Annotated in this window: 21 protein-coding genes; 11 read left to right on the plus strand and 10 right to left on the minus strand. The window is 71.3% G+C overall.

Features of this window, described 5'->3' with window-relative positions; all coding sequences use genetic code 11:
• Positions 1-542 precede the first annotated feature (542 nt).
• The 3 genes from ACGFYY_RS10005 to ACGFYY_RS10015 all read right to left on the minus strand — a co-directional run bounded on the left by ACGFYY_RS10005 (position 543) and on the right by ACGFYY_RS10015 (position 3709).
• Positions 543-2090 carry a recombinase family protein gene (locus ACGFYY_RS10005; RefSeq protein WP_393708039.1) on the minus strand — a complete coding sequence of 516 codons (1548 nt, stop codon included), beginning with the start codon at positions 2088-2090 and terminating at the stop codon, positions 543-545.
• 82 nt (positions 2091-2172) lie between these two features.
• The gene (locus ACGFYY_RS10010) at positions 2173-2397 is read right to left on the minus strand and encodes a hypothetical protein (protein ID WP_393708041.1); all 225 of its coding nucleotides are present in this window, start codon (positions 2395-2397) and stop codon (positions 2173-2175) included.
• Entirely contained in the window at positions 2384-3709 is a 1326-nt protein-coding gene (locus ACGFYY_RS10015; protein WP_393708043.1) for a PspC domain-containing protein, read from the minus strand. The genes ACGFYY_RS10010 and ACGFYY_RS10015 overlap by 14 nt, the downstream gene beginning before the upstream one ends.
• Before the next feature lie 131 nt (positions 3710-3840).
• On the opposite strand from ACGFYY_RS10015, the gene ACGFYY_RS10020 reads away from it, so the two are divergent.
• The 3 genes from ACGFYY_RS10020 to ACGFYY_RS10030 all read left to right on the plus strand — a co-directional run bounded on the left by ACGFYY_RS10020 (position 3841) and on the right by ACGFYY_RS10030 (position 7059).
• On the plus strand, positions 3841-5136 hold the full coding sequence (locus ACGFYY_RS10020; RefSeq protein WP_393708045.1) for a PspC domain-containing protein: 1296 nt from the start codon (positions 3841-3843) through the stop codon (positions 5134-5136).
• Positions 5133-5831: a response regulator transcription factor gene (locus ACGFYY_RS10025; protein WP_030011726.1), complete on the plus strand. Its 699-nt coding sequence runs from the start codon at positions 5133-5135 to the stop codon at positions 5829-5831. The genes ACGFYY_RS10020 and ACGFYY_RS10025 overlap by 4 nt, the downstream gene beginning before the upstream one ends.
• A gap of 124 nt (positions 5832-5955) precedes the next feature.
• Positions 5956-7059 (plus strand): alpha/beta hydrolase, encoded by a 1104-nt coding sequence (locus ACGFYY_RS10030; RefSeq protein ID WP_393708048.1) that lies wholly within the window; start codon positions 5956-5958, stop codon positions 7057-7059.
• A 54-nt stretch (positions 7060-7113) separates the two neighbouring features.
• Here the strand turns inward: ACGFYY_RS10030 and ACGFYY_RS10035 are convergent, their stop codons facing one another.
• Both ACGFYY_RS10035 and ACGFYY_RS10040 read right to left on the minus strand, forming a co-directional pair.
• On the minus strand, positions 7114-8172 hold the full coding sequence (locus tag ACGFYY_RS10035) for an NlpC/P60 family protein (protein ID WP_393708050.1): 1059 nt from the start codon (positions 8170-8172) through the stop codon (positions 7114-7116).
• Between the two features lie 143 nt (positions 8173-8315).
• Positions 8316-8669, minus strand: coding sequence for a hypothetical protein (locus ACGFYY_RS10040; RefSeq protein ID WP_365267269.1), 354 nt, complete (start codon positions 8667-8669; stop codon positions 8316-8318).
• Between the two features lie 148 nt (positions 8670-8817).
• Between ACGFYY_RS10040 and ACGFYY_RS10045 the strand changes: the two genes are divergently transcribed.
• Together ACGFYY_RS10045 and pcrA are read left to right on the plus strand one after the other, a co-directional pair.
• A complete protein-coding gene (locus ACGFYY_RS10045) occupies positions 8818-9168 on the plus strand; it encodes an ArsR/SmtB family transcription factor (protein ID WP_393708052.1) in 351 nt (116 codons plus the stop codon).
• Entirely contained in the window at positions 9152-11671 is a 2520-nt protein-coding gene (pcrA, locus tag ACGFYY_RS10050) for a DNA helicase PcrA (RefSeq protein ID WP_365267273.1), read from the plus strand. Before ACGFYY_RS10045 ends, pcrA begins: the two co-directional genes overlap by 17 nt.
• A 72-nt stretch (positions 11672-11743) precedes the next feature.
• On the opposite strand, the gene ACGFYY_RS10055 is transcribed toward pcrA, so the two are convergent.
• Both ACGFYY_RS10055 and ACGFYY_RS10060 read right to left on the minus strand, forming a co-directional pair.
• Positions 11744-13339, minus strand: coding sequence for a M23 family metallopeptidase (locus ACGFYY_RS10055; RefSeq protein ID WP_393708055.1), 1596 nt, complete (start codon positions 13337-13339; stop codon positions 11744-11746).
• Positions 13340-13560: 221 nt separating this feature from the next.
• Entirely contained in the window at positions 13561-14322 is a 762-nt protein-coding gene (locus tag ACGFYY_RS10060) for an esterase/lipase family protein (protein ID WP_393708057.1), read from the minus strand.
• A 192-nt stretch (positions 14323-14514) separates the two neighbouring features.
• On the opposite strand from ACGFYY_RS10060, the gene ACGFYY_RS10065 reads away from it, so the two are divergent.
• Complete coding sequence (locus ACGFYY_RS10065) at positions 14515-14916, plus strand: cobalamin B12-binding domain-containing protein (RefSeq protein ID WP_030712743.1); 402 nt, start codon at positions 14515-14517, stop codon at positions 14914-14916.
• A 112-nt stretch (positions 14917-15028) separates the two neighbouring features.
• Here ACGFYY_RS10065 and ACGFYY_RS10070 read toward each other — a convergent pair whose 3' ends face one another.
• Together ACGFYY_RS10070 and ACGFYY_RS10075 are read right to left on the minus strand one after the other, a co-directional pair.
• Positions 15029-16612 (minus strand): DUF5691 domain-containing protein, encoded by a 1584-nt coding sequence (locus tag ACGFYY_RS10070; protein ID WP_365267279.1) that lies wholly within the window; start codon positions 16610-16612, stop codon positions 15029-15031.
• A 268-nt stretch (positions 16613-16880) separates the two neighbouring features.
• A complete protein-coding gene (locus ACGFYY_RS10075) occupies positions 16881-18224 on the minus strand; it encodes an SWIM zinc finger family protein (RefSeq protein ID WP_393708060.1) in 1344 nt (447 codons plus the stop codon).
• 134 nt (positions 18225-18358) lie between these two features.
• Between ACGFYY_RS10075 and ACGFYY_RS10080 the strand changes: the two genes are divergently transcribed.
• From ACGFYY_RS10080 to sucD, 5 genes are all read left to right on the plus strand, one after another.
• The gene (locus ACGFYY_RS10080) at positions 18359-19465 is read left to right on the plus strand and encodes an AAA family ATPase (protein WP_393708062.1); all 1107 of its coding nucleotides are present in this window, start codon (positions 18359-18361) and stop codon (positions 19463-19465) included.
• Entirely contained in the window at positions 19462-21732 is a 2271-nt protein-coding gene (locus ACGFYY_RS10085) for a DUF5682 family protein (RefSeq protein WP_393708064.1), read from the plus strand. Before ACGFYY_RS10080 ends, ACGFYY_RS10085 begins: the two co-directional genes overlap by 4 nt.
• Before the next feature lie 181 nt (positions 21733-21913).
• Positions 21914-23026: a VWA domain-containing protein gene (locus ACGFYY_RS10090; RefSeq protein ID WP_393708521.1), complete on the plus strand. Its 1113-nt coding sequence runs from the start codon at positions 21914-21916 to the stop codon at positions 23024-23026.
• 289 nt (positions 23027-23315) lie between these two features.
• Complete coding sequence (gene sucC, locus ACGFYY_RS10095; protein ID WP_030389142.1) at positions 23316-24494, plus strand: ADP-forming succinate--CoA ligase subunit beta; 1179 nt, start codon at positions 23316-23318, stop codon at positions 24492-24494.
• 21 nt (positions 24495-24515) lie between these two features.
• A complete protein-coding gene (gene sucD / locus ACGFYY_RS10100; protein WP_030763151.1) occupies positions 24516-25403 on the plus strand; it encodes a succinate--CoA ligase subunit alpha in 888 nt (295 codons plus the stop codon).
• A gap of 109 nt (positions 25404-25512) precedes the next feature.
• On the opposite strand, the gene ACGFYY_RS10105 is transcribed toward sucD, so the two are convergent.
• Positions 25513-26874: a helix-turn-helix domain-containing protein gene (locus ACGFYY_RS10105; protein ID WP_393708067.1), complete on the minus strand. Its 1362-nt coding sequence runs from the start codon at positions 26872-26874 to the stop codon at positions 25513-25515.
• Positions 26875-26894 lie beyond the last annotated feature (20 nt).

Below are 26894 nucleotides of genomic sequence, written 5' to 3' on the forward strand. Positions count from 1 at the left end.
AGACACGGCCCCTGACCGGGAGACCGACATCACCAGACGAGTGATCCGATCAAGAGCGGGACACTCTCTCGCGGACACGTCTCATGCCCGACTATCTGGCGTATCCGATCAGGTGGCCTGTTGTCGTGCCGGGCGTCGTCATGCGGAGACAGTCTCACAACTCGTCTCAGAACATCAAGGGGTTGGGTCATGTTTCGAGACGGGTTTTGAACACCCTCGGAGCCCCCTTGGTGGCCATCGTCGGCATGTCCCAGTAACCATGGTTTTTGAGACGCCCTTCGGTGGCTGTCAGGCCGGTCTTCTGGGCTGTGATCTGCCCGGGGTAACGCTTGGTGAATACCTCCTTGTGGACCGCCGGGGCGCCTTCCGTTCATCCTGTATGGGTTTCCCAGAAATCACGCGAAGTCTTGATGGTGTGACCCTGATCTCAGTTTCCCTGGGTTCCGTCCGAGAATCTCTCACAGGACACGTACATCTATTTTGAGGGGTTCTCTATATCTACTAGTTACTAGTAGTGGGCCCCCTTCGGGGCCCAGTGTTTCTCAGTGGATGGTGAATGGCTGGCTCAGGTTGCCCAGGTCCACTTCTGCGCCGAAGTCGATGGTGTTGGAGACTCCCTTGACGAGCGGGTTCAAGCGGACGCTGATTCCTGCCTTGAGTAGGTGGCGTGTCCTCTCGGCGTCGTTGCCTTCGTTCCGACCCCACATGTGGCGGAAGGTCTCCCCGGTGTCCCGGTATTCGTACCTGTCCGGCTTGTCTCCCTCGGTCGTCAGGGAGTCGTGTTCCTCGTAGAGGGCCGCAATCTCTTCCTCGGTGGACTTCTTGGCGAACCCTGAGGAGTTCTTGCCTCCGGGGCGGACGGACCTCTGGAGTCCCGTTACGTACTCCTCGATCTCCTGGAGTCGCTGGGCATTGTTCGAGCCCTTGACGTAGTGACGTTCGTACATGGGAAAGTCTCCGATGACTCCCAGCACCATGGTCTCTACGGTTTCCCTTACCTTCTCAGCCCGGAAGGCGTAGCCCTTGCCGCAGGACTCTCGGTTGGCCGACTTGTTGCAGCGGTAGACGGGCTTTCCCTGCTGCCTCTCCGGATTGAAGAGGTACAGGTTCCCGCCGCAGCCGCCGCAGAGGACGACGCCACGGTATGCTGTCGTGTTCTTTGTGGAGCGGCGGCCGGCACTGGGGCGCCCGTTCATCTCATCCTGGAGCTTCGTCCATTCCTCGTCGGTGAGAATCGGGTCTGCCATCCGAATTTTGCCCTCAGGGGTAAGGATCGGCTGGGATGTTCCGTACTGCTTTCCGGGAACCTTCACTTCCTCACACTTCCAGCCGAGGATGGTTTCGGACCTCAGAATGGTTGTGAGAGTGCGGCTCCGCCAGATCGGCAGTGGATCGCCATTGTTCTTACGGCGATTGGACATCCGCTCGCCTCCGGGAGAGGGAATCCCTCTGGCGTTGAAGTCGTCACAGATGGCCGAGTATGGTTCCCCACCCGCGACCACCCGCTTGTACATCTCCCGAATGGCTTCCTTCTGATTCTCGCGCACTCGGAGTCTCATTGCCCCGTCGGTGTCACGGAAGGATTCGTAACCGTAGGGCGGCTTTCCCTTGGCCCAGACGTCCTTGGATTTGGCATAGCTCTGGAACGACTTGACTCGCATCGAGATGTTCTGAGCTTCGGTCTCGGCGATGGCCGCGAACAAGTCGATGATGACGTGCCGAAAGGGGCCGACCATATCGAGTACAGGTTCCTTGGCTGAAACCAAGAACTTTCCCCCGTGAGCGGTCGCCCATTTGATCATGTCTTGCATGTCGACGACTTTGCGGACGAACCTGTCCATCTTCCAGAAAAGCAGCAGATCGAATTCTGGTGCCCGATTGTTCAGCCATTCCCCGAGCTGTGGTCTCTCGAATGGATGAGACTTGGTGGCGGAGATGTGGGCGTCTTTGGCTACGCCCACAACCTGCCATCCGAGGTGCTGTCGCTCGGCTACGTAGGCCATGCAGTCCTGGAGCTGGCGCTCCAGCGAAGTGGATGCGTCGGTCTCGTTGCTGATCCTGAGGGCGATCAGTACACGCACAGGCTTCATGGCAAGGCACCCTATAACAGCAGTACGCCAGTGACCTGATCTACATGATGGCGTGGACCCCGCTGATCCTCGCCGGGGCGCCCTACCTGTCGTTGGACTCGGTGATCCGGTCGCGCCGGTCCCGGCGTACGGCATAGGTCACCAGCCCGACCAGCGCGGCGAGGGTGAGCCCGCCCATGGTGATGGGGATGACCGCGAACCAGGGCAGGTCCGCCTCGCCGGTGTTGCCGACCAGGTAGAGCGCGCCCGCCACGACCAGGGCCACTCCGGCGATCAGCCGTCCCGGCTGGAACTCATGACGCCGCACGGGCCACCTCCACCTGTCCGAAGTCCGCACCGAGGTGCAGCTCGATCGTCCCGCCGGCCTCGGTGCCGGCAGCCGGCGCGAGGGTCTCCGTACGGTGCTGCTCGCCGATCTCCTCGATCCGGTCCGCGCGGTCCCCGGGCATCTGCACGTCGCCCGCACGCCGGATGGTCACATCGGCCCGCGCGGTGACCTCACGCGGCAGGACCACCTTGAGCCGGCCCGCGTCGATGGACGCCTCGACCGCGACGGTGGTGCCCTTCGGCACGTCCAGACGGCTCAGGTCCAAGGTGGCGAGCCCGGTGCCCGCCTCGTACGAGGGCTTCACGTCGGCGACCGCGGCCGGACGCCACTCCACCCGCTGCCAGTCCGTGCCGATCTCCCGCGGCAGCACGGCCGCGCCCGCGAGCAGACCCGAGGTGAACACGGCCAGCACGATCGTGCCGAACCCGGTACGTCCCAGCAGGGAGCTGACCGCGAGGCCCAGACCGAAGACGATCAGCGCGGCGGCGAGCCCGGTCTCCAGCGCCTCACCGAGCGGGTTGCCCTCCCAGGTGGCCGCGGTCCCCGCGATCCCGGCCAGCAGCGCGAGCACGAACACCCGGCCGCCGATGCCGCCGCGCGGGCGGGCCGGAGCGACCGGCGCCTTCGCCGCCGCCTCCGGGGTGCGGCGGCCGACCACCGCCGGGTCGGCGGTGTCGTCGGGCCCCCACAGATAGCCCGTCCCACCGACCGGGCCGGTCGTACCGTCCTTGACCAGCGGGTCCCGCCACCAGGACGGGCCGCCGGGGGTGGGCGGCGCCTGCGTCTCCGGCGGGGCCGGCGAGTGCGCGGCGCGGGGGGCGCCGCCGGCCGGGTCGGGCGCCTGCGCCTCGGGCCAGGTGTGCCGCTTGCGCTGCGACCAGTACGAGGCCCCGCCCAGCGCCAGGACGACCAGGACCGAGAAGGCCGCCAGCCCGCCGTTGTCCAGCATCGACAGGAACAGGGCGCAGCCCACCAGCGCGGCGAACACGGCCGCCAGCGTGGCCCCCTCCACGCGCCCGGTCAGCAGCTTCTTCGCCTCGCTGTCCTCCTCGCCCTCCTGCGGGAGCAGCAGCCACGCGAAGCCGTAGAAGATCAGACCGACGCCACCGGTGACCGCGAGGACACCGAGGACGACACGGAAGACCACCGGGTCCAGGTCGAAGTACCGGCCGAGGCCGCCGCACACGCCCGCGAGAACCTTGTCGCGCCTGCTCCGCTGCAGGGGTGGCCTGGCGTCGGCGGCCCGTGGGGCGCCGGGCCCCGCCGGCGGGGCGTCGTGTACTTCGGTCATGGGTCCATGGTGACGGCCCGCGGAGGCGAGCGGCATCCGGCCCTACCCTGGTGCAACCCTGATATCCCCCCGGTGGATGTGGGGGGATGCCCTGATGCCCGGCCACCGGCGCGCGTGTGACCCTTGGTGACATGCCCGTAGCCGCCGCTCCCCGTACCCCGCACGCACCGGACGCCGACGAGGCGCCGCAGCGCAAGCTCTACCGCAGCGCCGACGGCCGGATGCTGGGTGGTGTCGCGCGTGGTCTCGCCGGGCACCTCGGGCTTCCGGTGGGCTGGGTCCGCCTGGCGTTCCTCCTGCTGTTCATGTGGGGCGACGGGTTGGGCGTGCTGCTGTACGCCGCGTTCTGGGTCTTCGTACCGCTCGGCGTCGGCGGCCGGACCGGGCACCGCTCCTTCTTCGAGACCCTCCCCGACGGCAGCCGCCGGGTGCGCAAGCCCGACCGCGGGCAGATCACCGCGCTGATCGCCCTGTTCATCGGCGCGGGCATCTTCATCTCCAAAGTCCAGCTCGGCGGCGCGTCCGGCCGGTACGTGTGGCCGACGCTGCTGGTCGGGGCCGGGGTGGTACTCGTATGGCGGCAGGCCGACAACGCCCGCCGCGCCCACTGGTCGACGGCCGCCGGACGGCACGGACGGCTCTTCCAGGTGGCGCGGGCACTGGCAGGCGTCGCCCTGGTCGGGGTGGGCCTGACCGTCTTCATCGTCGTACGGGGCTCCGCCGCACAGCTCGGCAACGTCCTCACCGCCACCCTCGCCGTCCTCGTCGGCGTGGCTCTGCTCGCCGGACCCTGGCTGATCCGGATGACCCAGGACCTGTCCGAGGAACGCCTGATGCGCATCCGCGCCCAGGAGCGCGCCGAGGTCGCCGCCCACGTGCACGACTCGGTGCTGCACACCCTCACCCTGATCCAGCGCAACGCGGAGGACGTCTCCGAGGTACGCCGCCTCGCGCGGGCGCAGGAACGCGAACTGCGGAACTGGCTCTACAAGCCCGAAGGCACCGGCAAGGACGAGGCGGAGGAACCGACCACGCTCGCGGAGGCCGTGAAGAAGACGGCCGCCGAGGTGGAGGACCACCACGGCGTCCCGATCGAGGTCGTGGTCGTCGGGGACTGCCCGCTCGACGAGCGGCTGGCCGCACAGATACAGGCCGCGCGCGAGGCGATGGTCAACGCCGCCAAGTACGGTGGCGAGGGCGGGCCCGTACAGGTGTACGCGGAGGTCGAGGGGCAGACGGTGTTCGTGTCCGTACGGGACCGTGGACCGGGCTTCGACATCGACGCGGTACCCGGGGACCGCATGGGCGTACGAGAATCGATCATCGGCCGGATGCAGCGCAACGGCGGGACCGCACGGCTGCGGTCCGCGCCCGACGGCGGCACGGAAGTCGAGCTGGAGATGGAGAGGGCGGCGAACACAGCATGACCGAGGCGGGAGAGAACGCAGGCGTGGGGGAGACCAGGCGTGTCCGGGTGGTGCTCGTCGACGACCACCGGATGTTCCGTACGGGAGTGCAGGCCGAGATCGGCGAGACCGACCGGACGGGCGTGGAGGTCGTCGGCGAGGCGGCCGACGTCGACCAGGCCGTCACGGTCATCACCGCCACGCGGCCCGAGGTGGTCCTGCTCGACGTGCACCTGCCCGGCGGGGGCGGCGTCGAGGTACTGCGGCGCTGCGCCCCGTTGATGGCGGCGGCCGAGAACCCGGTGCGGTTCCTCGCGCTGTCGGTGTCGGACGCGGCCGAGGACGTCATCGGGGTCATCCGGGGCGGTGCGCGCGGCTACGTCACCAAGACCATCACCGGCACGGACCTGGTGGACTCGGTCTTCCGGGTGCAGGACGGGGACGCGGTGTTCTCGCCGCGGCTGGCGGGCTTCGTGCTCGACGCGTTCGCCTCGACGGACGCGCCGCCGGTCGACGAGGACCTGGACCGGCTCACGCAGCGCGAGCGGGAGGTGCTGCGGCTGATCGCCCGCGGATACGCGTACAAGGAGATCGCCAAGCAGCTCTTCATCTCGGTGAAGACCGTGGAGTCGCACGTCTCGGCCGTCCTGCGCAAGCTCCAGCTCTCCAACCGGCACGAGCTGACCCGCTGGGCGACGGCCCGCCGCCTGGTGTGAGTCGGCCGGCCGGCGCCGACCGACGGCCGACCTGCGCCTGACCTGCGTCTGACCTGCGGTGTGACCCACGCCGCAGGTCGACCTGGCAACCGGGAGCGCGTACGCCGCCCTCTAGGCTGGCGTGATGAGCTTGACCGGTACACCCTTCTTCGCGACGGTGATCGCCCTGACGGCGATAGCCGTCGTCCTTCCGCTGGCCGTCTGGAGCAAGGTGCGCGGCCCGGCCGTCGTGCGCACCCTGCTGCGCGCGCTGATGGTGGTGTTCGCCCAGGTCACAGCCGTCGCCGTGGTGTTCGTCGCGGTCAACCGGGCCGAGCACTTCTATGCCTCCTGGAGCGACCTGTTCGGCACCGGGAAGTACGTCACGGCCGCCCCCGACCTCGGTCCGGACGGGCTCGGCGGCAAGAAGGTCGACGAGGCGCCGAAGGTCCGCCAGCAGTTCCAGCCGGTGGAGGGCGTCGGCGGGCGGGTCCAGAAGACCGAGCTCGACGGCAAGATCTCCGGCGTCAAGGGCGATGTCATGGTCTGGCTGCCGCCGCAGTACGACGACCCGGCCTACAAGGACAAGAAGTTCCCGGTGGTCGAGCTGATACCGGGCATACCCGGGACCGGTAAGTCCTGGTTCCAGGGGCTCAAGGTGCACGAGGTGCTGGAGCCGCTGATGAAGAGCGGCAAGGTCCAGCCGTTCATCCTGGTCTCGCCGCGCGCCATGCTGCTCGGCAACGGCGACACGGGCTGCGCCAACCTTCCCGGCAAGGTCAACGCGGACAGTTGGTTCAGCGTCGACGTCCGCAAGATGGTCGTCGACAACTTCCGGGCCTCGGACGAGGCCCGCACCTGGGGTGTGGCCGGCTACTCGGCCGGCGCGTACTGCGCCGCCAAGCTCGCCATCGCCCACCCCGACCGCTACAGCGCGGCCGTCTCCCTGTCCGGCTACAACGACCCGGGGCAGGAGCCCTCGTCGCTGGTCGCCAAGGACCCCGAACTGCGCCGCACGCACAACCTGAAGAACCTGCTCCAGGCCGCGCCCACCCCGCCGCCGGTGGCGCTGTGGATGTCGGGGGCCGAGCACGACGGCTACCTGTCCGGCACGGACCTCAAGGCGATCGCCAAGAACCCGACCGTGGTGCACGCGGAGAAGGTCGTCGGCGGCCACAACCTCGAATCGTGGTCCAAGCAGCTGCCGCAGACCTTCGGCTGGCTGAGCGGACTGGTCAAGGCCCCGTGACCGTCGGGTTCCCGCGTCCGCCGAGCGGCCGGCGCCGCGCGCGGGGCTGAGGGGTCACGCGGGGCGGGAGGCGCCGGCCCAGGGCATCGAGTCGATCGGCGCCAACCGGACCGTCGATCCGGGGCGCGGGGCGTGGATCATCTGGCCGTTGCCGATGTAGAGGCCGACGTGGGTCACCCCGGAGTAGAAGAACACCAGGTCGCCGGGGGCCAGCTGGTCGCGGGCCACGCGCCGGCCGGCGTTGATCTGGGTGTAGGTGGTGCGGGGCAGGGAGACCCCGGCCGAGCGCCAGGCCGCCTGTGTCAGGCCGGAGCAGTCGAAGGACCCCGGGCCCGTCGCGCCCCAGACGTACGGCTTGCCGATCGCGCCGTACGCGAAGGCCACGGCGCGGGCCGCGCGCGAACCGTCGGCCGGGGGCGGGGGCGTGCTGCCCTGGGGCGCGGCGGATCCGGCGACAGCGCCGGCCGATCCGCCGGGTGACCCGGCCTCGTACGCGGCCCGCTCCTCGGCGGTGAGCCGGGCCAGCAGGTTCTTGGCGGCGGTGAGCTTCTCCTCGATCACGGCCTTGTGCCCGGCGAGTTCCGTCTGCCGGGAGCGGAGGTCCGCCAGCCGCCCGGAGGCCTGCTCGCGGAGCTTGCCGACCTCGTCGAGCCGGCGGCGCACGGTGGTGATCCCCGCGGCGTTGCGGTCCCCGGCGCGGGCGATGAACGCGGCCTGGGAGAGGTACTCCTGCGGGTCGGAGGCCAGCGCGAGCTGGACGGCGGTACCGAGGGACCCGCTGCGGTACTGGGAGGCGGCGAGCGTGCCGAGCGCGCTGCGGGCGGTGTTGAGCTGGTCGGTCTTGCGGGCGGCCTCCTCGCGCAGTCCGGTCAGCGCGCGTTCGGCCTCGTCCGCCTGTTCCTTCGCCCCGTTGTACTGCTCGGTCGCCGCCTCGGCCTCCTCGTAGAGCCGGTCCACCTCCGACTTGACCTGGGCGGGGGTGGGCCGGGGGTCGGCCTGGGAGGTGCCTTCGAAGGCGGTGGCGGTGGCAGCGCCCGCGAGGGCGAGGGCGGCGGTCGTCCGTACCGGGCCGCCGGAGAGCGTGCGCTGCCTGGGCTTTCGATGACTGGCCACGCGGGCCTCACGTCCTTCCTCTGTCGGTGCTTGGAGGAGGACGCTAGACCCGGAGGTAACGGGCGGATGACGAGATGATCGTAAGTGGCGCGATCCGACCGGAGCTGGCCGCCGAGGACCGGAGCAGATCGTTCCGGTGTGGGTCAGTGCCAGAGAAGGGCGATGAAGATGTTGATCACGGTCAGCCCGCCGACCGCCCCGAACACCGCCTTGTCCACGTGCTCCTCGTCGCGCTTGACGTAGACGAGGCAGAGGATCACGAAGAGGATCGCGAGCTTCACGCCGACCTTGACGTTGTTGACGGGGGTCCCGTCCATCTGGTTGAAGCCGACCAGGAGGACGCCGGTGACGAGCATGGTGAGCGCGCCGTGCAGCATGGCGGGCGTGAAGCGGGCGGTGCCCGCGCTCATCGCCTTCATCTGGGTCAGGAAACCACCGAGGAGTGCGGCGATCCCGATGATGTGCAGGCCGACGAAGACACTGATGAGTACGTCCATGGCGCCGAGCGTACGAGGCGGCCCGGGCGGCCGAGGAGGCGGGGCGGCCCGGCCGTGACGACCTCCGGACGTTCTCGCACCGGCTGAACCATACGAGATCTTCGAACGGTCGAGCGGTGTCCGTACGAGATCTGCGTACAGTGGGGCCATGCCTGCCGCAGCCGTCGAGCCGACCCACCCCGCCACCGACCGCATCGAGCTGGTCGCGGTGCTGGCGGCGCTGGGGCACCCCGTCCGGCTGGAGATCGTCCGCAAGCTGGCCTCCGGTGAGGAGGCGTGCTGCGGCGAGGTCGTCCCCGACCTGCCCCGCTCCAGCGTCACGCACCACCTCAAGACGCTGCGCGAGAGCGGGATCGTCCGCCAACGCCCCCAGGGCCGCAAGCTCTCCCTCGTGCTGCGCCGCGAGGACCTGGAGCTCCGTTTTCCCGGTCTGCTCGAACTCGTGCTGGCCTGTCGGTCCCGCCCCCTAGACTCGGAATGCGATGAGCAGCCTCTTTGACGACAGTTTCCTGGCGGACCTCACCCCCTCCGACGAGGTCCCGCCGCCGCCCGAGGACCACGCCGCCCCCGAGGCGGGCGCGGACGATCTCTTCGGGGGGCGGTTCGACGTACCCATGAGCGGGGACGCGTACTACCGGGACGGCGCCCCCAGGCCCGTCATCGACCCGGCGACGCTCCTGGACGGGCTCAACGAGGAGCAGCGCGCGGCCGTGGTGCACGCCGGCTCCCCGCTGCTCATCGTGGCCGGCGCCGGTTCCGGCAAGACCCGGGTGCTGACCCACCGCATCGGACACCTGCTGTCCGCGCGGGGCGTCCACCCCGGCCAGATCCTGGCGATCACCTTCACCAACAAGGCCGCCGGTGAGATGAAGGAGCGCGTCGAGGGCCTGGTCGGCCCGCGCGCGAACGCCATGTGGGTCTCCACCTTCCACAGCGCGTGCGTACGCATCCTGCGCCGCGAGTCCAAGCGGCTCGGCTTCACGTCCTCGTTCTCGATCTACGACGCGGCCGACTCGAAGCGCCTGATGGCGCTCGTCTGCCGCGACCTGGACCTGGACCCGAAGAAGTTCCCGCCGAAGGCCTTCAACGCCAAGGTCTCGAACCTGAAGAACGAGCTGATCGACGAGGAAGCCTTCGCCGACCAGGCCGTGGACGGCTTCGAGAAGACCCTGGCCCAGGCGTACGCGATGTACCAGGGGCGGCTGCGCGAGGCCAACGCCCTCGACTTCGACGACATCATCATGACCACGGTCCACCTGCTCCAGGCGTTCCCGGACGTCGCCGAGCACTACCGGCGCCGCTTCCGGCACGTCCTCGTCGACGAGTACCAGGACACCAACCACGCGCAGTACACGCTGGTGCGCGAGCTGGTCGGCACCGGCTACCCCGACCTGCCCCCGGCCGAGCTGTGCGTGGTGGGTGACGCCGACCAGTCGATCTACGCGTTCCGCGGCGCGACCATCCGCAACATCCTCCAGTTCGAGGAGGACTACAAGGACGCGACGACGATCCTTCTGGAGCAGAACTACCGCTCCACGCAGACGATCCTCTCCGCGGCCAACGCGGTCATCGAGCGCAACGAGAACCGCCGTGCCAAGAACCTGTGGACCCAGGCCGGCACCGGCGCCGTCATCACCGGCTACGTCGCGGACACCGAGCACGACGAGGCCCAGTTCGTCGCCGACGAGATCGACCGGCTGACGGACGCGGGCGACGCCAAGGCGGGCGACGTGGCGATCTTCTACCGGACCAACGCGCAGTCCCGCGTGTTCGAGGAGATCTTCATCCGGGTCGGGCTGCCCTACAAGGTCGTCGGCGGCGTCCGCTTCTACGAGCGCAAGGAGGTCCGCGACGTCCTCGCGTACCTGCGTGTCCTGGCGAACCCCGAGGACAACGTCCCGCTCCGGCGCATCCTGAACGTGCCCAAGCGCGGCATCGGCGAACGCGCCGAGGCGATGATCGACGCCCTCGCGATGCGCGAGAAGATCACCTTCCCGCAGGCCCTGCGCCGCGTGGACGAGGCCTTCGGCATGGCGGCGCGCTCCACCAACGCGGTGAAGCGGTTCAACGTGCTGATGGAGGAGCTGCGGACGATCGTCGACTCGGGCGCGGGTCCGGCGGTGGTGCTGGAAGCGGTGCTGGAGCGGACGGGTTACCTCGCCGAACTCCAGGCGTCGACCGACCCGCAGGACGAGACGCGCATCGAGAACCTTCAGGAGCTCGCGGCCGTGGCGCTGGAGTTCGAGCAGGCACGGGAGGCCGCGGCCGCCGAAGCCGCCGAGACCGGGGCCCCGGTCCCCGGGTCCGGCACCCTGGCCGAGTTCCTGGAGCAGGTCGCGCTCGTCGCCGACTCCGACCAGATCCCGGACGAGGACACCGAGGGCACGGGCGTCATCACGCTGATGACCCTGCACACCGCCAAGGGCCTCGAATTCCCGGTGGTCTTCCTGACCGGCATGGAGGACGGGGTCTTCCCGCACATGCGGGCGCTGGGCCAGACGAAGGAGCTGGAGGAGGAGCGCCGCCTCGCGTACGTGGGCATCACCCGGGCGCGCGAGCGGCTGTACCTGACGCGCTCCAGCATGCGCAGCGCGTGGGGCACGCCCTCGTACAACCCGCCGTCGCGGTTCCTGGAGGAGATCCCGGCCGAGTACCTCCAGTGGAAGCGGACGGGCGCGACGCAGAAGCCGGCGGGCCCGATGCGGAGCTCGGGGTACGGATCGTCGTCCGGCTCGGGCAAGGCGACGTTCGGCACCTCGCCGGAGGCGTTCCTGTCCTCGTCGCGTACGAAGTCGGGGCCGTCCGGATTCGCGACGCGTCGGGCCGCCGACAAGCCGGTCATCGCCCTGGTGGTCGGGGACCGGGTCACGCACGACCAGTTCGGGCTCGGCACCGTCATGGAGGTCAAGGGCGCGGGCGCGGACGCGCAGGCCACCATCGACTTCGGGGACGACAAGCCCAAGCGGCTGCTGCTGCGGTACGCGCCGGTGCAGAAGCTGTAGGACGACGAACGCCGCGCGGCCTTCGGGCCGCGCGGCGCTCGGAACAGCAAGTGGGGTTGTGGGGTCCGGGAGTTACGTCGGGTCCAGGCCGTGGCTGCGCAGCCACGGCAGGGGGTCGATCGCGGAGCCGCCGCCTGGCCGGACCTCGAAGTGGAGGTGCGGGCCCGTGGAGTTGCCCGAGTTGCCCGAGTAGGCGATGACCTCGCCCGCCTTGACCTTGCCACCGCGGATCTTGGTGGAGCTGAGGTGGCAGTACCAGGTCTCGGTGCCGTCGGGCGCGGTCACTATCGCCATGTTGCCGTAGGCGCTGTTGTACTGGGTGCGCACGGTGCCGTCGGTGGCCGCCATCACCGGCGTCCCGTAGGAGACCGGGAAGTCGATGCCGGTGTGCACCGACATCCACATGCCGCCGGCCTGACCGAAGTTGGCGCTGAGGCCGTGCTGGTTCACCGGGATGGCGAACTTGGGGCGGGCGGCCTCCTTGGCCGCGGCCTCCTCGGCCTTCTTCTTCTTTTCCTCTTCCTGGCGCTCGCGCAGGTCGATGCGCTCCTGCGTACGGCTCGCGCGGTCCGCGAAGTCGCCCGCGTCGGCGCTGAGCGCGACCAGTTGGGTGTCGAGCTTGGTGTTCGCCGCGACCGGTTTCACCGAGGCCGGGTCGGGCGCGGCCATGGTGGTGGGCTCCTCGGCGGGCCGGTCCGTACCGGTGAGGCCGCCGACGGAGGCGGCCGCGACGCCCGCGACGCCCATCACACAGGCGGAGGGCACGGCCACGGTCAGCAGGGCGGAACGCTTCGCCGGGTTGCGGCGACGGCTGTTGCCACCGCTGCCGCCGGCGCTGTTGCTCGTCTTGGCGGTGGCGCCGGTCCTGCCGTTGCCGTTGCCCTTGCCTGCCGTCCGGCGCGCGGAGCGCGGGGTCGAGGTCACGGGCATGGTCTGGGTGGGGAGGTCGTGGACCTCGGGCAGATCGTGAGCCTCGGGCAGTTCGAACGCCTCGGGGGCCTCGTGCGCCTCGTGGACCTGCGACGTTTCCTCGGGGAGGACCTCGAAGACGGCGGTCTCGCTGTACGTGGCGGCCCCGGTCTCGAAACCGGTCTCGAACCCGCCCTGGTGACCGGAGTCGATGACGACGGCCTGGGTGGCCTCGTAGGCGTAGCCGATGGTGGTCGCCTGGTACGTGTACTCCTGCTGCGCGGGTTCGGGCGCGGGCTGGTACTCGTACCCGTAGGCGGCCTCGGGCTGGGCCGGGGTCTCGGCGACGGTGTTCCAGGCGGTGGCGTCGTAGGCGCCGGTCTCCGTGCCGGTGGTGCCGTAGCCCGGCATCGCCCAGTGCCCGGTGTGCTCGCCGGAGGTGTCGTAGCCGAAGGAGGGCTGCTGGTACTGCGTGTAGCCGGAGTAGTCCGTGCTCGGCGTGGTCCAGGCGCTCGCGTCCCAGCTCCCGGTGGTGTCCTCGGGGGCGGCCTGGGACGGGATCGTGGACAGGTAACTGTCCTGCGAGGCCCACGCGGTGGCGTCGTACGTGCCCGAGTCATAGGAGCCGTAGGCGGCGTAATTGACCCCCTGGCCCTGCGTTTCGTAGGCAGGGTAGGTCGGATCACCAGCGAAAGCGGTGGTGGAAAGGCCGTCGTACCCGGGATCCGGATACTGGCCCGACGTTGGGCGGTCGTTCACCAACTTCTCTTTCGCCTCGGCAGTGGGGGCCTGGGTGGCCGGGAACGCAAGGTTCACCGGAGGAGAGCAGTGGCGTGACTGTACCCGGCGGTTACTCGCCACGACAATCTTCGTCGGGCCCCCAGATCTCCGGAACCGGGCATTCGGCCGTCTTTCGGTCGCCGAAATGCGGACCCTTGGCCTTGAGTTCGAAATTAGTTCGACTGCCGGTCGTTCGTCGGCTAGGCGACGGAGGCGGTGTCGGAGCCCGTGACGGCGGTCGGACCGAGCCCGTCGAGGGTGTGCCGGACCGCCGCGATCACGGCGGGATGGGCGGCCAGCGCAAGATGTCCGATGCCGGTGACCTGCACGTTCTCCACACATAGATCGGGGTGTTCGATCCGCGCGGCCCCGGCCGGGGTCGTGATGGCGTCGAACTCGCTCCAGAACGCGACGCATCGGGTGGCGCAGCCGGGCGCGGGTGTGGCGAGCTCGGCCAGCACCTCGGAATCCGGACGTATCTGGCGAATCAGCGGGTGTGCGTCCATGAAGGGGGCGACGCGGGTGCCGGCGTGCGGGGTGCCGAGGGTGACGAGGGTCCGGACGCGGCGGTCGCCGCCCAGTCGCTGCACGTAGTACCGGCCGACCAGCCCGCCCAGGCTGTGCCCGACCAGATCCACCCGCTCCTGCCCGCTGCGCTCGCACAGTTCCTCGACACGCCGGGCGAGATGGCGGGCGGTGACGCGCAGGTCGAGGGTGAAGGGTGAGTAGTTGTACGCCTCCACGTGCCGGCCTCCCGCGCCGAGGGCGCGGCGCAGCAGGACGAAGACGGACCGGTTGTCGGTGAACCCGTGGAGCAGGAGGACCGGCGGCCGTGTCGCGGGCGGGCGGATGGTGACCTTTTCCTGGCACACTCCGGTGGGATACAGCAGAAGGTGCCCGCCGAACACCATCACCTCCAGCGCGCCGGCCCGCAGCGCGGCGCCGGACAAGGGCATGGACATGGGTAGGAACAGCCCCATCGACGGCCTCCCCTGAGCCTCAGCGGGACCGCGGCGGTCGCACCACCGTGCCGTGCGGCTGGCGGCACGGTGGCGCAATGCCGTCCCACGTGTGATTTCCCCCTCGTGATTGACCGCGAAACGGCGGCGTGCGCGATGCTGTACTTAACGTTCGTTCACTCGGGAGGCAGTGCGATGGGTGTGACCGGTCCGATCCGTGTGGTGGTGGCCAAGCCGGGTCTCGACGGCCACGACCGCGGGGCCAAGGTGATCGCGCGGGCGCTGCGGGACGCGGGTATGGAGGTCATCTACACCGGCCTCCACCAGACCCCCGAGCAGATCGTGGACACCGCCATCCAGGAGGACGCCGACGCGATCGGCCTCTCGATCCTCTCGGGCGCCCACAACACGCTCTTCGCGCGCGTGCTGGAACTCCTCAAGGAGCGCGACGCGGAGGACATCAAGGTCTTCGGCGGCGGCATCATCCCGGAGGACGACATCGCCCCTCTGAAGGAGAAGGGCGTGGCCGAGATCTTCACGCCGGGCGCGACGACGACCGCCATCGTGGAGTGGGTCAACGCCCACGTCCGCCAGTAGCCTCCGGCGGTTCGGATCGGCTCCGCTCTGCTCGGCTCCGTTCGGCACGGACCGGGCAGCGCCGAGCGGCTCGGCTCGGCCCGGATCGGTCACGGCGTAGCCCCCCGCGGGGCTACGCCGGGGTCAGTTCGGCCAGCATCGTCGCGCGGAGGCGAAGGGTCGAGACGAGTCGCTGGAATGCCTCGGCCCAGTACGCGGCCGCGCCGGGGGCCGCGTCCGGCAGGTCCTCCGCGGCCGTGGTCAGGGCTTCCAGTCGGTCCGCTTCCGCGGGATCGAGGCAGCGCTCCGCCAGACCCATCACCCCGCTGAAGCTCCACGGGTAGCTGCCCGCGTCCCGGGCCGTGTCCAGCGCGTCCACGACCGCCCGGCCCAGCGCCCCCGCCCACGGCACCACGCACACCCCGAGCAGTTGGAACGCCTCCGACAGCCCGTGGGCCCGTATGAACTCCGCGACCCACTCCGCCCGCTCCGCGTGCGGAAGGGTCTCCAGCAGCTTGGCCCGTTCGGCGAGCGAGGCCGTGCCCGGGCCCGCCGCGGGCGGCGCGGACGCCGGGCCGAGCAGGGCCCGCGACCACGGTGCGTCCCGCTGACGCACGGCGGCCCGGCACCACGCCGCGTGCAACTCCTCCGTCCAGCCGTCGCCCGCGGCCACCGGCAGTGCCACTATCCCCGCCGGGTCGAGTCCGCCGAACCGCTCCCGCCAGCACGACAGCGGAGCCGCCTCCACCAACTGGCCGAGCCACCAAGCCCGCTCGCCCCGGCCTGCGGGCGGCCGCTTGACCACGCCGTCGCGGAGCATCCCGGCGTCGCACTCGGCCGGCGGAGTCACCCCCTCGGGTCCTACGCAGGCCAGCGCGCGCTCCGCCATCCGCCCCGCCAGAGCCGAGGTCGGCAGCGCCGACAGCAACTCGGCCGCCGTGGCACGGACATTGCGGCTGCGGTCGCCCAACGCCGCCTCCAGGAAGGGCTCGTCCTCCGCCGACAGCCCCGCCCTCAGCGAATCGAGGAACATCAGCCGGTCCTCGGCCCGTTCGGTGGCCCAGGTCGTCGTCAACAGCCGCGGCGCGGCGGCCGCCTCGTGGGCCCGGACGGCCCCGAGCAGGGCCACCCGTTCCGCGAACAGCCCCTCCTGCCACAGTCGTTCCACCGCGGCCCGGTCCGTCACCGCCGGGAGTTCCCCGGCGCCTCCCGCGCCCCCGCGCAGGGCGAACCGCCAGTCCGGATTCATCCGCGCCAGCCACAGCCCCCGCGTCCCGGCCAGGGCCAGGGCCTGCGGCCGCAGGTCCGTACGGGCCCGGGCGGCGTCCAGCAGTGCCGGTACGAGCGCGGCCGGCGACCGGTAGCCGTGCCGCGCGGCTGCGGCCAGCCACTGCGGCAACAGCTCCGTCAGGTCCGGGGCGGTCCCGCGTCGCCCGCCGCCGTTGACCGGGCCGCTACGCCCGGCCAGCAACAGCGCCAGCCTGCGGCCGGCCGCCTCCGGTGGCGCCGGCCGGGGGTCGTGGGGCGCGGGATCCGGTCGCGGCCCGGCTTCGGCCGGTCGCAGCCCGGCCCGGCGACGTACGGCATGCACGGCCGCCGCGTCCAACAGCGCCTCCGGCGATCCCGCCGGGCCCCCGCCCCGGCGCCGCTCGGTGCCCAGCAGCGCGGTGGCGACCAGCTCCTCCCACTCCCCGTACCCCTCGTCACCCTTGTCCATCGGGCCCCTCCCTCGTCGCTCGTCGTCGGTCGCTCGTCGTGTCATGGGCTCCGGTCCCGCCCCCTCCGCGGGACCGGAGCTGTCGATGTCCCCGTCTGCCTGCTCGCCTTCAGCTGGCGTGGTTGTCGTTCATGCAAGCCCCCCGGCTCGTCGTCGTTTCGCGTGCGGCGCCCCCCGGCGCCGTACGTCGTCTCCTTGCCGCCGCCCCCGTGTGACGGCACAGGACCCCCCAGGCCCCCTGCGATGTGTTTCCTTTTTCCGCTCCTGATCAGGACAGGGCGACGGGCTCGGTCGAGTCCGGCTGCCATGCCGTCAGAGGGGTGAAGCCACGGTGCCCGCACTCGCCGAACACCGTCACCGGGCCTCCGCCCGACAACGCGGCCAGCTGCCACAGCCCCCCGCGGGAGCGGCCGCCACCCCCGGTGAGGGGCACCGGCAGGGCGGAGGTGCCCTCGGCGTCCGCCAGCTGCCAGCCGAGCTCTCCCGGTATCGGAACCACCGGACCGAGCACCACCGGCCAGGACTCCAACCAGGGGTCCTGCCGCAGCGCCGCCCCGTACGCCTCCAGCGCAGCCCCCGTACTCACCCCGACCGGAACCTCCGCGCACGGCACGGCCGCCGCGAACCTCTCACCGAGGTCCGCCCGCAGCCCCGCCGACCCGGGCCGGAAGCGCATCTCCGCCTCCAGCACCAGACCCACCGGCAGCGCCGTCCCCGGTGGCCGCCCGGGCGGTCCGAAGTCCAGCACCAGCGCGGGCCGCCCGCCCGCCGACCCGCGCAGCCATATCCGGCGGGTGGTGAGCCGGCCGTCCGGCGACACCGTGTCGTACTGGGCGAGCACCAGCCACCGGTCCCGTACGACCTCCCCCTCCCCGGAGGTCGGCAGTCCCACGCGGCTGCGCACCGTCGCCGCCAGCTCTTCCGGCAGCCCGGCCACCCCCAGCCACGCCCGGTCGAGCAGGTGCAGCAGCGCCGCCTCCTCCAGCATCCGGGCGGGCCAGCCGGGGCCGCAACTGGGTATCGTCCCCAACTCCCGCACCCTTCCGGCCAGTCCGGGCGCCTGGGCGTCGACCATGCGGGCCGCCGTCTCCTCCCAGCCCGCGTATCCGACCTGCTCCTGGCCGGCGAGGCCGCCCCGCAGCAGATCGGCCAGCCGTTGCTCCAGCTCGGTGACGCCCGCCCCCACGCGCGCCGCCCGCCGCTCCGCCCGCTTCCGGGCCCCCTCCTCGTCGACCGGCGCGGCCTTGGTGCCGGACGGCCGCGCGGCCTTGGCGGCCCGGTCCGCCAGCCACTGCGAGGCCCACTCCGGAGCCTCGGCCGGCTCGCCCGCCCCCTCCGCCGACCAGAGCAGCAACAGACCCAGTGCGTGCTTGCAGGGGAACTTCCGGCTCGGACAGGAGCACTTGTACGCGGGGCCCGTCAGGTCGACGACCGTGCGGTACGGCTTGCTGCCGCTGCCCTTGCACAACCCCCACACAGAACCAGAAGCGGAACCTCCGATCTGCAACCACGGCCCCGCCCCACCGAGTCTGCCCCCCGCCTTGCGTGAGGCATCGTCAGGAGCCAGATCCAGTACCTGTTCCGCTGTCCAGCGGTCCCCCTGATCAGTCATGGGAACCACCGTAGAGACCCCCACTGACAATCACTCTGACCAGCAACAACGCAATCAGCGCGGTCCGTTGTCAGTGGCGTGGTGCACCGTGGGGTCAGCAGTCGGGAGCGGCTGCCGAGCTTTGGAGGGGGACCATGACCATGCACGGGAACGAGCAGCGAGCAGAGGCTCTGCGACCGCACGCCGAAGACGCCTTCGCACACGAACTGAAAGCCCTGGCGGCCGCCGACGACCGGCCCCGCCCGACCCGCTGGAAGCTCTCCCCGTGGGCCGTCGCCACCTACCTGCTCGGCGGCACCCTCGACGACGGCACGATGATCACACCCAAGTACGTGGGGCCGCGCCGCATCGTCGAGGTCGCCGTCACCACCCTGGCCACCGACCGCGCCCTCCTCCTGCTGGGCGTCCCCGGCACCGCCAAGACCTGGGTGTCCGAACACCTCGCGGCAGCCGTCAGCGGAGACTCCACCCTCCTCGTCCAGGGCACCGCCGGCACCCCCGAGGAAGCCATCCGCTACGGCTGGAACTACGCCCGGTTGCTCGCCCACGGCCCCAGCCGCGAGGCGCTCGTCCCCAGCCCCGTCATGCGGGCCATGGCCGAGGGCATGACCGCCCGCGTCGAGGAGCTCACCCGCATCCCCGCCGACGTCCAGGACACCCTGATCACCGTCCTGTCCGAGAAGACTCTCCCGATACCGGAACTGGGCGAAGAGGTGCAGGCCGTGCGCGGCTTCAACCTCATCGCCACCGCCAACGACCGTGACCGCGGGGTGAACGAGCTCTCCAGCGCGCTGCGTCGCCGCTTCAACACCGTGGTGCTGCCCCTGCCCGCCACCGCCGACGCCGAGGTCGACATCGTCGCCCGCCGCGTCGACCAGATGGGCCGCGCCCTCGACCTGCCGGCCGCGCCCGAGGGCCTGGAGGAGATCCGCCGCGTCGTCACCGTCTTCCGCGAGCTGCGCGACGGGGTCACCGACGACGGCCGCACCAAGGTGAAGTCGCCCAGCGGCACGCTGTCCACCGCCGAGGCCATCTCCGTCGTCACCGGCGGGCTGGCCCTGGCCGCCCACTTCGGGGACGGCGTGCTGCGCCCCTCCGACGTGGCCGCCGGGATCCTCGGCGCCGTGGTCCGCGACCCGGCCGCCGACAAGGTGGTCTGGCAGGAATACCTGGAGGCCGTGGTCCGCGAGCGCGACGGCTGGAAGGACTTCTACCGGGCCTGCCGGGAGGTGACCGTATGAGCCCGAGCCCGTCGCGGGGGCCACTGCTGCTCGGCGTACGGCACCACGGGCCCGGCTCGGCCCGCGCCGTCCGCGCGGCACTGGAGGCGGCCCGACCCGAGGCGGTGCTCATCGAGGGCCCGCCCGAGGGGGACGCGCTGCTGCCGCTCGCCGCCGAGAAGGACATGCGGCCGCCCGTCGCGCTCCTCGCGCACGCCGCGGACGATCCCGGCCGGGCCGCGTTCTGGCCGCTGGCCGGGTTCTCACCCGAGTGGGTGGCCATCCGCTGGGCCCAGGAGCACGACGTCCCGGTCCGGTTCATCGACCTCCCCGCGGCGCACTCGCTCGCCACCGGAGCGGACGGGCCCGAAGGGACCGGGACCGACACCGTCCGGCTGGACCCGCTCGCCGTGCTGGCCGAGACCGCCGGGTACGACGATCCCGAGCGCTGGTGGGAGGACGTGGTCGAGCACCGAGGCGCCCGGGGCGCGGGGCAGGACGTGCTCGGTGCCTTCGAGGCGCTCGGGGACGCCATGGGAGCCCTGCGCGAGGCCTACGGCGGCGGGGGCCACCGGCGCGACCTGGTGCGCGAGGCGTACATGCGGCAGCGGATGCGGGCCGCCCGCCGGGAGTTCGGCGACGCCTACGCCGTGGTCTGCGGGGCCTGGCACGTCCCCGCACTGCGCGCCAGAACCACCGTGGCCGCCGACAAGGCCCTGCTGAGCGGCCTGCCGAAGGTCAAGGTGGAGACCACCTGGGTGCCCTGGACCCATCGCAGGCTCGCGCGGGCCGGCGGGTACGGCGCGGGGATCACCTCTCCCGGCTGGTACGCCCATCTCTTCACCGCCCGGGACCGGCCCGTCGAGCGGTGGCTGACCAAGGTCGCCGGACTGCTGCGCGAGGAGGACCGGCAGGTCTCCTCGGCGCACGTCATCGAGGCGGTCCGGCTGGCCGAGACCCTCGCCGCGATGCGGGGCCGGCCGCTGCCGGGCCTGACGGAGACCCTGGAAGCGGTCCGGGCGGTGATGTGCGACGGCTCCGACATACCGATCGCACTGATCGAGGACCGGCTCGTCGTCGGCGACGTGCTCGGTGAGGTCCCGGACGGAGCCCCCGTCGTACCCCTCCAGCGCGACCTGACACGACAGCAGCGCACGCTCCGGCTCAAGGTCGAGGCGCAGGAGCGCGAGCTGGAACTGGACCTGCGCAAGGACACCGACACGGCGAAGTCCCTGCTGCTGCACCGGCTGCGGCTGCTCGGCATCGGCTGGGGCACCCCCGCCGTGTCCCGGGCCGGCACCGGCACCTTCCGGGAGACCTGGCGGTTGCGGTGGGAGCCGGAGCTGTCGGTGCGGGTCGCCGAGGCCGGGATATGGGGGACCACCGTCCTCGGCGCGGCCACCGCCAAGGCCGAGGCGGACGCCGCCGGGGCCGCGGAGCTGGGCGAGGTGACGGCCCTGGCCGAGCAGTGCCTGCTGGCGGGGCTCGCACAGGCGCTGCCCGCCGTCCTGCGGGCCCTCGCGGACCGGGCCGCGCTGGACACCGACGTGGCACGGCTCGCCAAGGCCCTGCCCGCCCTGGCCCGTTCGCTGCGGTACGGGGACGTCCGCGGCACCGACGCGACGGCGCTCGGCAGCGTGGCGGCCGGGCTCGCCGAGCGGATATGCGTGGCGCTGCCCTCGGCCTGCACGGCCGGACTGGACGCCGACGCGGCGGCCGAGATGCGCGGCCACGTGGACGGGGTGCACGGGGCGATCGGGCTGCTGGCGGACGCCGACGAAGGACTGCGGGAGCGCTGGACCGCGGTGCTCGCGGTGCTGGCCGACCGGGACACCGTGCCCGGTGTGATCCGCGGCCGGGCGGCCCGGCTGCTCCTCGACGACGGGCGGCTGCCGGCCGAGGAGACGGCCCGGCTGATGGGGCTCGCCCTGTCCCCGGCGTCCTCCCCGGCCGACGCGGCGGGATGGATCGAGGGATTCGCGGGCGGCGGCTCGGGCGGGGGCACGCTGCTGGTCCACGACGACCGGCTGCTGGGCCTGATCGACACCTGGCTGGTGGGGGTGCCGGAGCGCGCGTTCACCGACGTACTTCCGCTGCTGCGGCGGACGTTCGGGGCGTACGAGCCGGGCGTGAAGCGGACCTTGGGCGAGCTGGTGCGACGCGGTCCCGGCGGTGCGGTCGCCGCGGGTGCGGGATCCGCGGCCCCGGCGGGCTTCGCTCCGGAGCTGGACCCGGAGCGGGCGGACGCGGTGGTGGGGCTGGTGCGGATGCTGCTCGCGGCGGCGTGAGGGGGCGTGCGGTGCCGTCGCGGGGGCGCTGCCCCCGAGCCCCCGCGCCTCACACGCCGGCGGGGCTGAAAGAGAGGTACGACGAGTGCAGGGGGACAGGAACGTGAACGGTACGGACGTGAGTGCGGGAGAGCGGCACACCGGCGACCTCGTCGGAGGCGAGCGGTTGCGGCGGTGGCGGATGGTGCTCGGCGGGGGTGATGCCGATGGCACGGGTTGCGCGCTGACCGGGCGGGACGCGGCGATGGACGCCGCTCTCGGCGCGCTGTACGGCGGGGGCGGCGAGGCGGGGTCCCGCAGGACGTCGGGGGCGCGGTCGGCCGGGCTGGGCGGGTCCGCGCCGAATGTGGCGCGCTGGCTCGGGGACATCCGTACGTACTTCCCGAGCTCCGTGGTCCAGGTCATGCAGCGCGACGCCATCGAGCGACTGGGCCTGGCCGCCCTGCTGCTGGAACCGGAGATGCTGGAGGCCGTCGAACCGGACGTGCACCTGGTCGGCACCCTGCTCTCCCTGAACAAGGCGATGCCGGAGACGACGAAGGAGACGGCGCGGGCCGTGGTCCGCAAGGTGGTCGAGCAGCTGGAGAAGAAGCTCGCGGCGCGGACCCGGGCGACGCTGACCGGCGCCCTCGACCGCTCCGCCCGGATCAGCCGGCCCCGCCACCACGACATCGACTGGAACCGCACGATCCAGGCCAATCTCAAGAACTACCTGCCCGAGTACCGCACCGTCGTCCCCGAACGGCTGATCGGATACGGCCGGGCGGCCCGGTCGGTGAAGAAGGAGGTGATCTTGTGCATCGACCAGTCGGGTTCGATGGCGGCCTCCGTCGTCTACGCCTCCGTCTTCGGAGCGGTCCTCGCCTCCATGCGTTCGATCGCCACCCGTCTGGTCGTCTTCGACACCGCGATCGTCGACCTGACCGACCAGCTCGACGACCCGGTCGACGTGCTTTTCGGCACCCAATTGGGCGGTGGCACCGACATCAACCGCGCGCTCGCCTACTGCCAATCGAAGATCACCCGACCCGCCGACACCGTCGTCGTCCTCATCAGTGATCTCTACGAGGGCGGCATCCGCAACGAGATGCTGAAGCGGGTCGCCGCGATGAAGGGGGCGGGCGTCGAGTTCGTGACCTTGCTGGCCCTGTCCGACGAGGGTGCCCCGGCCTACGACCGCGAGCACGCCGCAGCCCTTGCGGCACTTGGGGCGCCGGCCTTCGCGTGCACTCCCGACCTGTTCCCGGAGGTGATGGCCGCGGCATTGGAGAAGCGCCCTCTGCCGATCCCCTGACGGTTTCCCGGCCGGCGCGTCCCGTCTGCTGCTGTGAATCGGTGAATCACACGAACTTCCAGTTCAACCGTGAGGCGTTCTGTGACAGGTATCACCGCTCAGGTGTGATCTGCGATTTAGGGACCCACGGCCCTCGGGGATAACCTGCGGGACGGACATGCCGCGTCCACGGTCACCGTGTGCGCCTTCCTTGTGACAGCGCCGTCACGTTGCCCTCCGCGGCACGCCCACGCAGATAGCAGACAACCGCGAATCACTGCGAATCTTTGAAGACAAGGGACGGACGCGCGTGGACCTGTTCGAGTACCAGGCGAGGGACCTCTTCGCCAAGCACGGTGTACCGGTGCTGGCCGGTGAAGTCATCGACACGCCTGAGGCGGCTCGCGAGGCCACCGAGCGGCTGGGCGGCAAGTCGGTCGTCAAGGCGCAGGTGAAGGTCGGCGGCCGCGGCAAGGCCGGTGGCGTGAAGCTGGCCGCCACCCCGGACGAGGCCGTCGCCCGGGCGACGGACATCCTCGGCATGGACATCAAGGGCCACACGGTCCACAAGGTGATGATCGCCGAGACGGCTCCGGAGATCCTGGAGGAGTACTACGTCTCGTACCTCCTCGACCGGACCAACCGCACCTTCCTCGCCATGGCGTCCGTCGCGGGCGGCATGGACATCGAGCAGGTCGCCGAGGAGACCCCGGAGAAGCTCGCCAAGGTCCCGGTGAACGCCAACGAGGGCGTGACCATCGAGAAGGCCCGCGAGATCGTCGCGCTGGCGCAGTTCCCGGCCGAGGTCGCCGAGAAGGTCGCCGAGGTCCTCGTGACCCTGTGGGCGACCTTCATCGCCGAGGACGCGCTCCTCGTCGAGGTCAACCCGCTCGCGAAGGTCGCCAACGGCGACGTCATCGCGCTCGACGGCAAGGTCTCGCTCGACGAGAACGCCGAGTTCCGCCAGCCGGGTCACGAGGAGTTCGTGGACCACGCGGCCGCGAACCCGCTCGAGGCCGCCGCCAAGGCGAAGAACCTCAACTACGTCAAGCTCGACGGTGAGGTCGGCATCATCGGCAACGGCGCGGGTCTCGTCATGAGCACCCTCGACGTCGTCGCCTACGCCGGCGAGAACCACGGTGGCGTCAAGCCCGCCAACTTCCTGGACATCGGCGGTGGCGCCTCCGCCGCCGTCATGGCCAACGGTCTCGAGATCATCCTCGGCGACCCGGACGTCAAGTCCGTCTTCGTCAACGTCTTCGGCGGCATCACCGCGTGCGACGAGGTCGCCAACGGCATCGTCCAGGCGCTGCAGCTGCTCGCGGACAAGGGCGAGGCGGTCACCAAGCCGCTGGTCGTCCGTCTCGACGGCAACAACGCCGAGCTGGGTCGCAAGATCCTCTCGGACGCCAACCACCCGCTGGTGCAGCGCGTGGACACCATGGACGGCGCGGCCGACAAGGCCGCCGAGCTCGCGGCTGCGAAGTAAGGGCAGAGGTCACAGACTCACATGGCTATCTTCCTCAACAAGGACAGCAAGGTCATCGTCCAGGGCATGACCGGTGCCACGGGCATGAAGCACACCAAGCTGATGCTGGCTGACGGCACCAACATCGTCGGCGGCGTGAACCCGCGCAAGGCCGGCACCACCGTCGACTTCGACGGCACCGAGGTCCCGGTCTTCGGCTCCGTCGCCGAGGCGATGGAGAAGACGGGCGCCAACGTCTCCGTCCTCTTCGTCCCGCCGGCCTTCGCCAAGGCCGCCGTGGTCGAGGCGATCGACGCCGAGATCCCGCTGGCCGTCGTCATCACCGAGGGCATCGCGGTGCACGACTCCGCCGCGTTCTGGGCGTACGCGACCGCCAAGGGCAACAAGACCCGGATCATCGGCCCGAACTGCCCGGGTCTGATCACCCCCGGCCAGTCCAACGCCGGCATCATCCCGGGCGACATCACCAAGCCCGGCAAGATCGGTCTCGTGTCCAAGTCGGGCACGCTGACCTACCAGATGATGTACGAGCTCCGTGACATCGGCTTCACCTCCGCCGTCGGCATCGGTGGCGACCCGGTCATCGGCACCACGCACATCGACGCCCTGGAGGCCTTCGAGGCCGACCCGGACACCGAGCTGATCGTCATGATCGGCGAGATCGGCGGCGACGCCGAGGAGCGTGCGGCGGACTTCATCGCGAAGAACGTCACCAAGCCGGTTGTCGGCTACGTCGCGGGCTTCACCGCCCCCGAGGGCAAGACCATGGGCCACGCCGGCGCCATCGTCTCCGGCTCCTCCGGCACCGCGCAGGCCAAGAAGGAGGCCCTCGAGGCCGCCGGCGTCAAGGTCGGCAAGACGCCGACCGAGACCGCCAAGCTGGCGCGCGAGATCCTCGCCGGCAAGTAAGCGGTCGCCGTACGGACCTCCGTACGGGCGCACGTGAACTCGGGCGTGGGCCCCCCCCCCCCGGGGGGGCGCCCCCCCCGGGGGGGGGGGGGGGCCCCACGCCCGTTTCTCATTCGAGCCGTGGGGCGATCCGTGCCGGTCCGGCCTCCGGGTCGGCGCGCAGCTTGTCGTGGAGCTGCTTGCCGTGCTCGGTGAGTTGTTGGGGGCCGGCGAGCGGGGGGACCCCGGAGACGCTCTCGCCGGGCGCCAACGGGGGCTCGTAGTGGGTGGGCGCGGTCATGAGCGTGTAGGACGTCGAGACGGCGATCATCGCCGTCAGGCTGAGGGTCGCGCGGGTCCACAGCCGGGTGCGCCGCTCGCCGCCGCCGCGGACGGCGGACGCCGGGCGTGGTGCGAGATCGCCGGCCGGTCGTAGCGCGGTGATCAGGTCGCGCAGCAGCGCGGACTGCTTTTCGAGCGGTACGTCGGCCAGTTGGGGGATCCGGTCGGCGAGGTCGGCGTGCGCGTGCACGAGCCGGGCGCCCGCGGTGGGCGTGGTCGCCTCCGTCTCGGCGGCGGTGTCGGGGAGGTCGAGGCCGACGCCGTCGTAGAGCAGGACCGTACGGCGGTGCGCGGGGGACAGCGAGAGCAGGGCGTCGAGCAGGATCCGGTCGGCGGGCTCGGCGGGCGGCTTGTCGAGATGGCGGTGGGCGCGCCGGAAGCGGTGCCAGGGGGAGAGCGCGTACTCGTACACGATCGCGCGCACCCAGCCCGCCGGGTCCGGGTCGGCGGCCACCTCGGGCCACCGGTCCCAGGCCTGGACGAAGGCCTTCTCCACGGCCTCCAGGGCGAGCGCACGGCGGCCGGTGAGCAGGTAGGCCTGCCGGGCGAGGTCGAGGGCGGTGCGGGCGTAGAGGGTGTCGAAGGCCCCGGCGGCCGAGCCCGGCGTCGGGATCAGGGCGGGGGGCTCGGCGGCGGGCGGGTCGAGGAGCTGCTCGGGCTCGGCCGGCGCGTCCGAGGCCTGCACGTCGGAGGTCGGCGCGTTCGAGGCCCGCAGGTCAGAGGTCGGCATGTCGGCGGCCGCGTCCGAGGTCGGCGTGTCCGAGTTCGGCGTGTCCGAGGTTCGCCCGTGCGAGCTCGGCGCGGCCGCGGTCGGCCCTTCCGGGGTCGGTGCGGCCGGAGCAGGGGAGTCCGCGGCGGGTTCCTCCGCCTCCCCGGTCGGCTTCGCCCTCACCGGCTCCCCGGCAGAACCACGGTCCTGCCGTTCGCCGGCCAGGCGCGCCAGGAACTGCCTGTACACCTCGCGCTTGCGCCCGCGCGGAGCGGTGCGGCCCGATTCCCAGGAGCGGACGGTCGCCGCGGTGACGCCCACGGCCGCGGCGACCTCATCGTGCGTCAGTTCCGCCGCCTCGCGCAGTCTGCGGCGCTCCTTGGGGGCGGGCAGGCTCAGCTCCGAGTCCTCGGGGGAGGTCGTCTCGACGCTTCGTGTCATGCCACACTCCCCGCAAACCG

Source organism: Streptomyces sp. NPDC048331 (assembly GCF_043201215.1).
Taxonomy (GTDB): Bacteria; Actinomycetota; Actinomycetes; order Streptomycetales; family Streptomycetaceae; genus Streptomyces.